The following is a 13,172-nucleotide window of genomic DNA, read 5'->3' as shown; positions in this document are numbered from 1 at the left end:
GTTATTTACCTGTATGTTGTTCTTTTTCTGCGGCTTTAGCTTCAGAACGGGCTTTATGTTGAGCGCTTAATTCGCGTAAGGTTACAACACTCACACCAGCTAAGATTGCAGCTGCACCGCCTAATAAACCAATAGCCGTCATGGTTGCACCTGAACCTTCAGTGTTGTTGACATCTGGTTTTTCAACGCGTGGTGTTGGGTTTTCGACACCTGCTAATTGGAAAATACCTTTGGTAAAGCCGACGCCTTTTTCATTACAACCATAGCAAGGATGTCCGATACCGACCGGCCAGTTATTACCGCCGACATCACAGAATTCTAAAGTAGAGCAGTTGCCGTAAGTTTCAGGTCCTTTACAACCAAGATGATACAAACACCAACCGTTGCGGTGACCATAATCACCGTATTCTTTAGCGAAGCGACCAGCATCAAAGTGCGGACGACGATAGCAGTTTTCGTGAATTAAGCGATCGTAGGCGAATAATGGACGATTTAATTTGTCCATTGCCGGTAGTTTCTTATAAGTAAGAATATAAGCGACAGTTGCAAGGAAGTTGTGTGGATTTGGTGGACAACCTGGAATATTAATCACTGGGGTACCTTTTGGTAATACTTCAGACAAGCTGCTTGCACCAGTTGGGTTGCCACCGCTAGAAGGTACGCCGCCCCATGCTGCACAAGAACCGATTGCAATAATCGCTGCAGCACCTTTAGCTGCTTCTTGGATGTGCTCTACAATCGGTTTACCTGCTACCATACAATAGACGCCGCCGTCTTTTACCGGAATAGATCCATCTACGACTAAAACATATTTTCCATAATATTGTTTAATTGCATTGTGTTTATTATCTTCAGCTTGTTCCCCGAAGGCTGCAGAAAGGGTTTCGTGGTATTCTAAGGAAATCATTTCCAATACCAAGTTTTCTACTGTTGGGTGGGTCGCACGTAGTAAGGATTCAGTACAACCCGTACATTCTTGCGCACCAATCCATAATACTGGTGGACGTTTAGGTTCGGTTAAAGCAGCGGTCATTTCGGCACCCGCTTTTGAACTTAACCCCATAGTCGCCGCAAGTGCGGTACATAACTTCATAAAATCCCGACGGGAAACTTCTGCTAAAGCAGAAAATAATCCATCACTTCGTTGCATATAATCACTCCAATTGGCACGTTACTTGTATGGTTAATCTAGCTATGATATGCCTTGATGGATGAACTTTATTTGATCAGAATCAAAAACACCCTTATTTTCCTTACAAAATAAGAGGGTAAGTGATTGTTTTTATTTTGATTATTGAGAATGATTGTTATTTATTGTGGCTTTCTTCACTTGAAGCATATGTTATTGCACGTTATATTTTTCAATTAAAAGAAATGCTTTTGTTACCCTAAAAGAGAAATAACCAAGTGTGAAGATATGCTTTATCGTTTATATTCAAACTTTGGATTAAAAATCTTTTTAAACATTGACCAAAATTAATCTTGTTGAAGTGAGAAAAATGGGCAACAAAGATTATTCTATTTTGCCCATTTGGATAGATTAGTTATTAGCTGTTTGTGATTTTTTACGTTCTAAGCGTAATACACCTAAATGTGTCATATAGCAACAGAAAATACAGCCTGCTACAGCGAATAATAAGAGGTAGAAGCCCGCATCCCAGCCGAATTTATCAGCCAAAATACCAAATAATGCAGTACCAGAGAAACTACCTAAGATATAACTTAATAAACCACGTAAGCCAGTTGCAGAACCTGCCGCGAAAGAAGGTACGAGTTCAATAGTTTGAAGTGAAGATAAGAACATTGGCACATAAATTAAGCATCCAATAATACCTGCACCAATGGTTACGGTTAATAAGTCACTACCGCCCCAGTAAATGAACATTGCTGCGCCCACACCGAATAAGGTGATGATAGCAAGTGGCATGCGGCGACCTTTGAAATAAGTATCAGTTAACCAACCGGCTAATAGTGTAGAAGGAATTGCTGCCCATTCAAAGATAGCAAAGGCCGTACCCATTTGAGCTTTAGTGAAACCTTTAGTTTCTAACAAATAAAGTGGTAACCAGGTTAATACACCAAAACGGATCATATAAGTGAATACGTCGATAAAAGAAACAAACCACACATTAATGTCTTTCATAATGTAATCACGGAAGATTTCCCATGTGGTTAAATTTACATTTTCTTCTTTTGTGACAACTAATTCTTCATTCTCACTTTCAAGAATTTTTCCAACGGGTGGTAAGCCTTCATTGTAAGTACGACCCGCACCGAAGATGTAGAAAATAATCGCAACAATAGTAGCAATTGCTACAGGTACAACAAAGTGTGCAGCTTGCCAATGCTCTTGACCTAACCAAGCGATACTAGCGCCCGCAATTGGTGCAACTAAACCACCACCTACGTTGTGAGAGATATTGAAGATAGCGGTTGTTACACCACGAGATTTACGTGGGAACCAGCTTGCAAGTACGATGTAAGCTGGACCCGCTCCCATCCCTTGGAAGATACCATTAAGCACACAAAGGAATAAGAATGCCCAGAATGATGCGCTAAAGCCCATCATCAAGTTTACCGCGGCCGACATCATTAAGCCGAAAATCATAAAGTGTTTCGGATTTGATTTATCTGCGATTGCAGACATGAAACCTTTACTTAAACCATAAACAATTAACATGGTACCAGAAATAAAACCGATATCTTTTTTGGTGAAACCAAACTCGCTAATTAATTCTGGAGACGAAAGGAGGAAGTTATTACGTAAAATGTAGAACGCTGCGTAACCGATAAAAATGCCAAATAATGCATGCCATCTTAAGCGATTATAGCGTTCTCTAATTTCTGCATCAGGAATAGGTGTGCCTGGATTAGATTTTAGGAATGAAATCATTTGATGATCCTTTAATTTTTAATACAACAAAACTCATTTCTATACAAAAAATGAGGTAGGTAATATAAGGAGAAAAATCGAGATGTCAAATAAAAAAAATAACACACACTTTGACCGCACTTTTATTTCGCAAAATAGTCAGTTTTTTGCTATAATTCCACACAATTTTCATTACAAAATAGAGAAAAACTATGTCAGAAACACCGGTTACAGAAAATGCTTATGGTGCATCAAGTATTAAAGTCTTAAAAGGGCTTGATGCGGTTCGGAAACGTCCGGGCATGTATATTGGGGATACCGATGATGGAACAGGCCTACACCATATGGTGTTTGAGGTGGTGGATAATGCGATTGATGAAGCGCTTGCCGGCTATTGTTCCGATATTATCGTCACTATTCATGATGACAACTCTGTTTCCGTGCAAGATGACGGCCGCGGTATTCCGGTAGATATCCACCCAGAAGAAGGTGTTTCTGCAGCAGAAGTAATCATGACAGTACTTCATGCGGGCGGTAAATTCGATGATAACTCTTATAAAGTATCAGGTGGTTTACACGGCGTGGGTGTTTCGGTAGTAAATGCACTTTCTGATAAATTGCAATTAACTATTCGTCGTCAAGGCCATGTGCACGAGCAATTCTATCACTTAGGTGAGCCTCAAGGGCCTTTAACCGTTATTGGTGAAACTCAAGCGACGGGTACAACCGTGCGTTTCTGGCCAAGTCCAGAAATCTTTGCAATTACAACCTTCGATTATAAAATTTTAGCAAAACGCTTACGTGAGCTTTCATTCTTAAACTCTGGCGTATCGATTCGTTTAATCGACAAACGTGATGGCACGGAAGATCACTTCCATTATGAAGGTGGTATTCAAGCATTCGTTGAATATTTAAATAAAAATAAAAATCCAATTCATCCAAAACCATTCTACTTTTCGGCAGAAAAAGACGGTATTGGCGTGGAAGTTGCATTGCAATGGAATGATGGCGTAAATGAAAACGTTTATTGCTTTACCAACAACATTCCACAACGAGATGGTGGTACTCACTTAGCCGGTTTCCGTGGTGCATTAACGCGTAGCTTAAATAACTATATGGAAAGCGAAGGGTTACTGAAAAAAGAGAAAGTGAGCACATCAGGTGACGATGCACGTGAAGGTTTGGTCGCGATTATTTCGGTGAAAGTGCCAGACCCTAAATTCTCTTCACAAACAAAAGACAAATTAGTGTCTTCTGAAGTGAAAAGTGCGGTTGAATCTGCTATGAATGAGCGTATGCAGGAATATTTATTAGAAAATCCAGCCGATGCAAAAATCATTGTAAATCAAATTATTACAGCAGCTCGAGCACGTGAAGCGGCTCGTAAAGCCCGCGAAATGACCCGTCGTAAAGGGGCATTGGATATTGCTGGCCTTCCGGGTAAATTAGCAGACTGCCAAGAAAAAGACCCAGCTCTTTCAGAACTTTACCTCGTGGAGGGTGATTCTGCGGGTGGCTCTGCAAAATCAGGTCGTGATCGTAAAACCCAAGCGATTCTGCCATTAAAAGGTAAAATTCTTAACGTTGAAAAAGCACGTTTTGATAAAATGCTTTCTTCTCAAGAAGTGGGCACATTAATTACTGCGCTTGGCTGTGGTATTGGTCGCGATGAATATAATCCGGATAAATTACGTTATCACCATATCATTATCATGACCGATGCGGACGTGGACGGTTCACACATTCGTACTTTATTGTTGACCTTCTTCTATCGTCAAATGCCAGAATTGATTGAGCGTGGTTATGTGTATATCGCTCAGCCACCACTTTATAAAGTGAAAAAAGGTAAACAAGAACGTTATATCAAAGATAATGACGAAATGGTGCAATATGAGTTAATGCTTGCGTTAGATGGTGCCGCGTTGCATATCAGTGCCAATGCACCAGCAATGAATGATTTAGTGTTTGAGAAATTAGTGAGTGAATATAACAATGTTCAGAAATTAATTACTCGCTTAAGTCGTTACTATCCGGAGCCATTATTACAAGGTTTGGTTTATCAACCACAATTAACCGTTGAGTTAATGCGTAATGAAAGTGCGGTCGAAAATTGGGCGAATTCTTTTGTGGCGTATTTAACTGAAAAAGAAACAGAAGCGCATTTATATTCAGCGAGAACGCAATTTAACAGCGAACGCCAAGTATATGAAGCCGTCATTACCGTTCGTAAACATGGTATTGATACCGATTACTTCATCAACTTTGATTTTGTGATGGGCAATGAATTTGCGAAGATTACCGCATTTGGTCAGCAGGTGAATGGCTTACTAGAAGAGGGCGCTTATGTTACTCGTGGTGAAAAAACGCAACCTGTTCAGTCATTTGAACAAGCCGTTGAATGGTTGATGAAAGAATCACGTCGAGGCTTAGAAATCCAACGTTATAAAGGGTTAGGTGAAATGAACGCTGAGCAACTTTGGGAAACCACCATGGATCCAAATGCTCGCCGTATGTTAAAAGTATCGATTAAAGATGCTGTGGCAGCAGACCAACTCTTCACCACATTGATGGGAGATGAAGTTGAACCGCGCCGTGAATTTATCGAAATGAATGCGTTAAGAGCAAACTTAGACGTTTAGTCTAACACTCAAAAATATCATTAAAAATGACCGCACTTTGGGAAACTGAGTGCGGTATTTTTTTGAATTAGATCACAAAAATAAAAATAATTCTCAATTTTATCTATTTTTTCCTATTATTCTTTTTTATAATTCTACCTGTTTTGCTATTTAAGGATAACAATATGAAAAAGAATACATTTTTAGCAGTGACCTATGGAATTTTGCCTATTGCTACGGTATCCATTTCTCTATCTTCTTTTGCAGAAGAACAATTAGAGACGATTAATGTTGAAGGTGAGCTGAGTGCAGAGCGACAAACGCAGTCAGCTGTTGAACATAAAACTGCATCAACTCTCCAAAAAGAGTTAGTGAGAGATACTCGAGATCTTGTGCGTTATACCACAGATGTTGGGATTAGCGATAATGGACGATTCCTAAAAGGGTTTTCTATTCGTGGAGTGGAAGGAAACCGAGTTGGTATTAGTGTAGATGGAGTAAATTTACCAGATAGTGAAGAAAACAGCTTATATGCGCGCTATGGTAATTTCAATAATTCACGCTTATTTGTTGATTCAGAATTGGTTCGGGAAATAGATATTGTCAGAGGTGCAGATGCGTTTAATTCAGGTAGTGGCGCATTAGGTGGCACGGTTTCTTATCGAACATTAGATGCTGCTGATATAGTCAAACAGGGACAAAAATTTGGTGGACTTATTCGAGGCGGATATGCGAGTAAAAATAGTGAATGGGTAAGAACTGCCGCCGTGGGATATGTAGGAGAGAAATTTGACGCTATTGTAGCTTATTCTCAACGCACAGGACATCAGATGAAAAGTCGAGGTGATGGTAGCATTGAGGATTCATCATCTCGTCAAATGCCAGACCCATCAAGTCATCGTTTTAATAGCTATTTGGTTAAATTAGGTTATCAGATTAACGCTCATCATCGTATTGCCTTTGGATTTACTGGGCAGAAAGGAGAACGTTATACTGATGAAAGAAGTTATGCGTTATATGGTGGAAGTTGGCGAGAAGCTAATGATGAAAATAAACGTCATAATTTTAATGTAAGTTATATTTATGCTCCAGATTCTGCTTGGTTAGCTTTTGCAAAACTTAATTTAGATTATCAAAAAACTGATCTAGCAGCAGTAAATTACAAAGGTGATAGACATTGGAAGACCAATGAAAAGGAATTGAGTGAAATTTTTGATCGTCGAATGAAAACAACATTTAAACGAGCTACGATAGAACTAGAAAGTCAGCCATTTAAATTGTTGGGGGAACATACCTTTACGTTAACAAACTTTATCAGTGAACGAGAGTTTGAAAATATTAATTATGATAGAGCAGGGATTGGTCGCAGTTATGAATATTCTGATCTCTATACTATTCAGCGTCCGATTAAAACAAAACAATATGGTATCTCTCTGAAAGATAATATTCGTTGGAATGAGATCTTTTCATCTGTGATAGGTGTTCGTTATGATTATGCAAAATTAACACCAAAAGAGTTTAATGCACGATGCTCAAAAGCTTGCCTTGAAGGTGATGAGCCAGTTAAAAGTAGCTTTGCTAATTGGAGTGGATTTGCGGGTATTAATGCTCAAGTATCAGATACATGGAAATTAGGTTATCAACTTTCTACAGGCTATCGAATCCCTACTGCTTCTGAAATGTATTTTACATTTAAAAATGCTTATGGTTCATGGCGTGCTAATCCCGCTTTAAAAGCTGAGCGTAGTTTAAACCATACTTTATTTGCTCAAGCTAAAAATAATATGGGTGTATTTGATATTAATTTATATCAATCTCGTTATCGTCATTTCTTATTTGAGCAAGAAAGTGTAATTACTACTTTAAGCTTTGGTCAAAAATTTCAAAGTTTAGAGCAACAAATGGTGAATGTTGATCGCGCAAAAGTCACAGGAATAGAAGTAAAAACACATCTAGATCTTCATAATATTATTAATTCAGTTCCAAATGGTTTCAAATTCTATGGTGCGCTTGGATATAGTAAAGGTAAACTTTCTAATGGGTCTAGTTTATTATCTGTTCAACCTATAAAAGCTGTGTTAGGTTTGGATTATGAAGATCCAAATGGTAAGTGGGGAATTTTTACTCGCTTCACTTATTTAGGGGCAAAAAAAGCAAGAGATGCTAAAACAATTGAAAATAAACGTTATTGTGTGCGTGAAGAATTTGATGATTGGTTTGGTACAAATATTTGTAAAGAATTTGATTTCAAACAAGAAATTGTTAGTTATAAATATTTGAATAAAGCAGCATTTGTTGCTGATGCATTTGGTTATTACAATCCAACAGATAACATTACATTAAGAGCAGGCATTTATAATATCTTCAATCGTAAGTATCACAATTGGGATGCGTTACGCGGGATTAATGCTAACAGCACGACGAATACAGTGGACAGAGAAGGTAAAGGCCTTGAACGTTTCTACGCACCTGGTCGAAACTTCTCAGCATCTGTTGAAATTCGTTTTTAATTATTAAATTTTTTATAGCAAAGTACGCATAGTAATGTGCGTACTTCTTTTCGTTTTAGGAGCAATCATTATGATGATAGATAAACGCCTAATTAACACGGTGGCCGACAGTAAAAAATGGATTGGCATCACGGTGTTATGGAATTGGGTGGCGTTAATTGGCGGGATTATCAGTGCCGTCGTGTTTTCTTATATTTTACAGGCGGCTTATTTTAACGAGTTGGGCCCATTAAGTGCGGTCATTTTGGGCATTGTTTTAATTGCTGCTTTGGCATTGCGTGCCTTTGCGGGTAAAAAATCGGTGCAGGCCTCTTATTTTGCCAGTACGAAAGTAAAACACGAACTGCGTAGCCTTATTTATCGTAAATTGGCTTCCATGACACTTAACCAAGTGAATCAACAATCTACGTCAAACATTATCCAAGTGGCCTCAGAAGGTGTGGAGCAGCTTGAAATCTACTTTGGACGTTATTTGCCTCAGCTTTTTTATAGCTTACTTGCCCCGCTCACACTCTTCGCTTTTCTGATCTTTTTCAGCTTTAAAACAGCCTTAATCTTGTTGATTTGTGTGCCACTCATTCCAATGTCGATTATTGCGGTGAATAAAATCGCGAAAAAACTCTTGGCAAAATATTGGTCCATTTATGTGGGATTAGGCAGCAGTTTCTTAGATAACCTACAAGGTTTAATTACGCTGAAAATCTATCAAGATGATGCTTATAAAGCGAAAGCAATGGATGAAGAAGCAGAACATTTCCGCAAAATCACTATGAAAGTACTTACCATGCAGCTTAACTCGGTATCACTGATGGATTTACTTGCTTACGGTGGTGCAGCAATCGGGATTTTAACGGCTTTGTTGCAATTCCAAGCGGATCAATTAACCGTATTAGGTGTCATTTTATTTATTCTGCTTTCTTCTGAATTCTTCATTCCGCTTCGGTTATTGGGCTCTTTCTTCCATGTGGCGATGAATGGTAAAGCAGCATCAGACAAGATTTTTACATTGTTAGATACGCCAGTGGAAACTCAAACGCAAGCAGTTGATTTTGCAGCGAAAAATGCTATTCAGGTGGATATTCAAGATTTGCATTTTGCTTACAGCGAAGAGAAACCAGCAATTACAGGCTTAGATTTAAGCATCTTACCAAATCAGCTTACGGTATTTGTGGGTAAAAGTGGTTGTGGTAAATCCACTTTGGTTTCGTTGCTAATGGGCTTTAATAAGGCGCAACAAGGTAAGATTTTGCTCAATGGTCAAGAAATTCAAGAGATTGATCGTCATTCGTTTTATGAAAAAGTCTCTCTAGTGAGCCACAACAGTTATGTATTTAAAGGCTCATTACGTGAAAATATGACGATGGCTAAAGTTGATGCCACAGATGAGCAAATTTATGCGTGTTTAGAACAAGTCAATTTGGCGCAATTCGTTCGAGATAATGGTGGATTAGATATGCCGTTATTAAGTCGTGGTGCGAATTTATCTGGCGGTCAAATCCAACGTTTAGCCCTAGCGCGTGCTTTATTACACAATGCGGCGCTTTATATTTTTGATGAAGCAACCAGTAACATTGATGTAGAGAGCGAAGAAATTATTTTGCAGTTCATTCAGCAATTTAAACAACAAAAAACGATTGTGATGATTTCTCACCGCTTGGCCAATGCCGTGAATGCAGACTGCATAAATGTGCTTGAACAAGGTAAATTGATTGAGCAAGGCACGCATGAAGAACTCATGGCAAAACAAGGTGCATATGCTGGAATGTTCCAACAACAAAAAGATTTAGAACAAATTAGAGAGGTGGCAAATGCGTAAAAATGGTTTTGTTGTAATGGGGCACTTGTTGAAATTAGTGACCCCACTGGCGCATATCATGGCGTTTACTATCACCATGGGAACGCTCGGTTTCCTGGCTGCCATCTTTATTATGGTGCTTGGGGCGATGGGGTTAGTGAATTTATTAAACTTTGACACCCATTTAAGTTTTTCTGGAATTTTGACCGCACTTATCGTGTTAGCGGTGGCTCGTGGCGCATTGCGTTATTTAGAGCAAATGTCAGGGCACTATATTGCTTTTAAATTATTGGCATTATTGCGCGATAAAGTATTTTCTTCCTTACGCCGTTTGGCTTTTGTGAAATTGCAAGACAAACAAGCGGGGCAATTAGTGTCCTTGGTAACTAATGATATCGAATTGCTCGAAGTGTTCTATGCGCACACCATTGCACCAATTATGATCGCATTTTTTACTTCTGCGATTTTATTGTTGGTCTTCGCTCATCTTTCAGGTTGGTTTGTGGTTGTAGCATTAGCCGCTTATTTAACGGTAGGTGTGATTCTACCAATTATCACCACCAAATTGGCGCGTGAAGATGGCAGACGCTATCGTGAATTAGTAGGCGAAATGAATGACTTCTTCCTCGACAGTATACGAGGTATGAAAGAAATTCAACTTTTCGGTTACGCGAAACTACGTTTAGATGAAATTCAACAACGCAGCCAAAAAATTGATATGGCTTTTGAACGCATTAAAGACCAAGAAGGCAAAGTGCGTGTTTATACGGAAGTAGCAGTATCAGCGTTTAACATTATTATGTTATTCACTGGCTTGATTTTGTTTAGCCTAGATAAGATTGATTTTTCTGCCTTTTTAATTGGCGTGATTTTATTGATGTCGAGCTATGGGCCAGTTATTGCATTAAGTAACCTTTCAAGTAACTTGTTACAAACCTTGGCTTCAGGTGAGCGTGTATTGAGCTTGCTAGCAGAAGAACCCGAATTAAAAGACGTAGAAAGTGCGGTCGATTTGAAAGAGGTTTCTCGCATTGATGTAGAGAACGTCAACTTTGCTTACGGCGAAGAACAAATTTTATCGGATGTTAGCTTATCTGTGAAAAAAGGTGAAATCTTAGGGATTCATGGCAGAAGCGGCAGTGGTAAAAGTACCCTGTTAAAACTGCTGATGCGTTTTTACGATCCTAAATCAGGCAGCATTAAAATTAACGGTGAAACTTTACCGAATATCAACACCCGTAGTTTACGAGACAATATGGCGTACATTACTCAGCAAACCTATATTTTCAACGAAACCATCGAGGAAAATATTCGCCTTGCGCGCCGTGATGCCAGGTTAGAAGAAATTATGGAAGCTGCGAAGAAAGCGTCAATTCATGATTTCATTTTAAGCTTGCCAGAAGGCTATCAAACGAAAATGACGGAATTAGGCGGTAACCTCTCTGATGGTGAAAAACAGCGTATCGGTATTGCTCGTGCATTCCTACACAACGCACCGATTATTTTACTCGATGAACCGACCAGTAATTTGGATAGCTTAAACGAAGCGATGATTTTGAAATCATTGTTGAACGTGAAAGCAGAAAAATTGATTATTCTCGTGAGTCATCGTCAATCTACCATGGCGATTTGCGATCAGGTGATTGGCATTGAGAATGGAAGAATATCGTAAGGCAGTGAGAAAAAGAGCGGTCAAATTGACCGCTCTTTTTTATTTTCTTAATTTCACTAATTCAACTTCGTGATTTTCACCTTTTCTAAGAATCAGATTGGCGCGCTCACGAGTCGGCAGAATGTTTTGTTTTAAATTCAATCCATTAATGTTATCCCAAATGTTGCTGGCCGTTTCAATGGCTTCTTGCTTAGAGAGATTGGCATAATGTTTAAAATAGGAATCCGGATTAGTGAAAGCACTTTGACGGAATTTTAAGAATCGCTTGATGTACCATTCTTTGAGTAAATTCTCGTCTGCATCAACGTAAATGGAGAAATCCACAAAATCAGACACGAAGGTTTGATTTGCTTTATTTGAACCCGTTTGGAGAACGTTTAACCCTTCCAAAATTAAAATATCCGGTTGATCGACAATATCGAACTTATCAGGAACAATATCGTAAGTCAGATGAGAATAAATAGGCGATTTCACTGATGGCTTACCTGATTTGATATCAGCTAAAAAACGAATTAATTTCGCCGTATCATAAGAAATAGGAAAGCCTTTTTTTTGTAGCAAATCGTCTTTTTTTAGTTTTTCTAATGGATACAGGAAACCATCGGTAGTAATCAGATCAACTTTTCGTTCGGTAGGCCAGTGGGTTAGCAACGATTGCAAAATACGTGCCGATGTACTTTTCCCAACAGCCACACTACCCGCGATACTAATGATGTAAGGGACTTTAGGGCTTTGTCCGCCAAGAAAACGATTTAAAACCGTTTGGCGGCGAAGGTTTTCATCAATATAGTAGTTAATCAGACGTGCAAGCGGCAGATAAATGGTGCTGACTTCATCAAGAGAAAGCTCTTCATTAAAACCTAAAAGCGGTTTGAGATCTTGCTCCGTTAATTTTAGCGGAACAGATTTTCTTAATTCGGCCCATTGCTGACGACTAAAGTTCAGAAAGGGGGTGAGTTGTTCGGTAATTTCCACGGTGCTTTATATCTAGAGTGAAAAAATTGGACAAAATATACCCTATAAATGAGTTGTGATCATCGTTTTTTATTAAAATTGGTGAGTTTTAAAACAAGAATGTGGCTTTTTGCTTGTAAATTAGGCGAATAGTTAAAAAAAACGTATTTTTCATAAAAAAAACTTGTCAGGCATAAAATTTTCCATATAATACGCCTCACTTGCTTACAACACGCCGACTTAGCTCAGTAGGTAGAGCAACTGACTTGTAATCAGTAGGTCACCAGTTCGATTCCGGTAGTCGGCACCATCCTTTGGTAAACAAGTATTCATTTAGTGTGGAGGGGTTCCCGAGCGGCCAAAGGGGGCAGACTGTAAATCTGTTGGCTCAGCCTTCGAAGGTTCGAATCCTTCTCCCTCCACCATTTTCTAAATGAATTCTGATGGGACAGATGAATTTAGGACTGCGGGCATCGTATAATGGCTATTACCTTAGCCTTCCAAGCTAATGATGCGGGTTCGATTCCCGCTGCCCGCTCCAAACGCTGATATAGCTCAGTTGGTAGAGCGCACCCTTGGTAAGGGTGAGGTCGGCGGTTCAAATCCGCCTATCAGCACCAGCCTTCCAAATTCCTCTCTCCTTATTAAGTAGTAATGATTTTATTGGTTAATGTGGTTTAATTTACCCATCGATAACCGTGTCTATTTAGAGGGACTCTTTAAATGTCTAAAGAAAAATTTGAACGTACAA

7 protein-coding genes and 4 tRNA genes are annotated in these 13,172 nt (G+C 39.0%); 8 read left to right on the top strand and 3 right to left on the bottom strand.

Annotated elements, in window-relative coordinates; translation table 11 throughout:
- Position 1 precedes the first annotated feature (1 nt).
- Together hybO and HMPREF3263_RS08875 are read right to left on the bottom strand one after the other, a co-directional pair.
- Positions 2-1,150, bottom strand: coding sequence for a hydrogenase 2 small subunit (gene hybO / locus HMPREF3263_RS08880; protein ID WP_005697985.1), 1,149 nt, complete (start codon positions 1,148-1,150; stop codon positions 2-4).
- Positions 1,151-1,540: 390 nt separating this feature from the next.
- Positions 1,541-2,893, bottom strand: coding sequence for an MFS transporter (locus HMPREF3263_RS08875; RefSeq protein ID WP_005697989.1), 1,353 nt, complete (start codon positions 2,891-2,893; stop codon positions 1,541-1,543).
- A 191-nt stretch (positions 2,894-3,084) separates the two neighbouring features.
- Between HMPREF3263_RS08875 and gyrB the strand changes: the two genes are divergently transcribed.
- From gyrB to HMPREF3263_RS08855, 4 genes are all read left to right on the top strand, one after another.
- The gene (gene gyrB / locus HMPREF3263_RS08870; RefSeq protein ID WP_005697983.1) at positions 3,085-5,511 is read left to right on the top strand and encodes a DNA topoisomerase (ATP-hydrolyzing) subunit B; all 2,427 of its coding nucleotides are present in this window, start codon (positions 3,085-3,087) and stop codon (positions 5,509-5,511) included.
- A gap of 164 nt (positions 5,512-5,675) precedes the next feature.
- A complete protein-coding gene (locus HMPREF3263_RS08865) occupies positions 5,676-8,000 on the top strand; it encodes a TonB-dependent hemoglobin/transferrin/lactoferrin family receptor (protein WP_005699333.1) in 2,325 nt (774 codons plus the stop codon).
- A gap of 70 nt (positions 8,001-8,070) precedes the next feature.
- Positions 8,071-9,816 (top strand): ABC transporter ATP-binding protein/permease, encoded by a 1,746-nt coding sequence (locus tag HMPREF3263_RS08860; RefSeq protein ID WP_005697031.1) that lies wholly within the window; start codon positions 8,071-8,073, stop codon positions 9,814-9,816.
- Positions 9,809-11,467 (top strand): ABC transporter ATP-binding protein, encoded by a 1,659-nt coding sequence (locus HMPREF3263_RS08855; protein ID WP_005697033.1) that lies wholly within the window; start codon positions 9,809-9,811, stop codon positions 11,465-11,467. The genes HMPREF3263_RS08860 and HMPREF3263_RS08855 overlap by 8 nt, the downstream gene beginning before the upstream one ends.
- A gap of 39 nt (positions 11,468-11,506) precedes the next feature.
- On the opposite strand, the gene coaA is transcribed toward HMPREF3263_RS08855, so the two are convergent.
- On the bottom strand, positions 11,507-12,442 hold the full coding sequence (gene coaA, locus HMPREF3263_RS08850) for a type I pantothenate kinase (RefSeq protein WP_049365043.1): 936 nt from the start codon (positions 12,440-12,442) through the stop codon (positions 11,507-11,509).
- 213 nt (positions 12,443-12,655) lie between these two features.
- Here coaA and HMPREF3263_RS08845 point away from each other — a divergent pair.
- The 4 genes from HMPREF3263_RS08845 to HMPREF3263_RS08830 all read left to right on the top strand — a co-directional run bounded on the left by HMPREF3263_RS08845 (position 12,656) and on the right by HMPREF3263_RS08830 (position 13,041).
- A tRNA-Thr gene (locus tag HMPREF3263_RS08845) sits at positions 12,656-12,731 on the top strand.
- A 30-nt stretch (positions 12,732-12,761) separates the two neighbouring features.
- Positions 12,762-12,846 (top strand) — tRNA-Tyr (locus tag HMPREF3263_RS08840).
- A 41-nt stretch (positions 12,847-12,887) separates the two neighbouring features.
- A tRNA-Gly gene (locus HMPREF3263_RS08835) sits at positions 12,888-12,962 on the top strand.
- 3 nt (positions 12,963-12,965) lie between these two features.
- Positions 12,966-13,041 (top strand) — tRNA-Thr (locus HMPREF3263_RS08830).
- The last annotated feature ends 131 nt before the right edge of the window (positions 13,042-13,172 follow it).

Origin of the sequence: Haemophilus sp. HMSC61B11, from assembly GCF_001838615.1 — a bacterium.
Taxonomy (GTDB): domain Bacteria; phylum Pseudomonadota; class Gammaproteobacteria; order Enterobacterales; family Pasteurellaceae; genus Haemophilus_D; species Haemophilus_D parainfluenzae_AD.
Note: the sequence above shows the minus strand (reverse complement) of the source record. Positions and strands in the feature narration are given on the sequence as shown.